This window comes from Pseudomonas sp. SIMBA_067 (genome assembly GCF_046534675.1).
Taxonomy (GTDB): domain Bacteria; phylum Pseudomonadota; class Gammaproteobacteria; order Pseudomonadales; family Pseudomonadaceae; genus Aquipseudomonas; species Aquipseudomonas putida.
Map to the genome: position 1 here is coordinate 1 of NZ_JAWRYH010000418.1, position 273 is coordinate 273.

A 273-nucleotide genomic window follows, 5' to 3' on the forward strand; every position below is an offset into this window, starting at 1 on the left:
CGGTAAATAAAGCGTACCTGAAAGCTCAACACCGTCATCGCGGGTATAACGTAATTGCTCTTTAGTCACCCCTTTAAATGCTGGATACGGATGCTCAAATTGGGTCAGTTGCGTTAAGCTATCTTTATCTAAATCGCGAATAAAAAAGTTAGGCTGCTGCGTTTTAGATTCACGAATAGTGATAATACGCTTACCTTCATCGTCTAATACAGCTCGCACTCGCTCGTAGTAAGGTGCAGCCGATTGCCATACTCGCTTAGTGCTATTTGTTTT

1 protein-coding gene is annotated in these 273 nt (G+C 42.5%); it reads right to left on the reverse strand.

Annotated elements, in window-relative coordinates:
* Positions 1-273 (reverse strand): hypothetical protein (locus SB765_RS29695; RefSeq protein ID WP_410932503.1); only part of this gene is annotated, 273 nt, incomplete at both ends.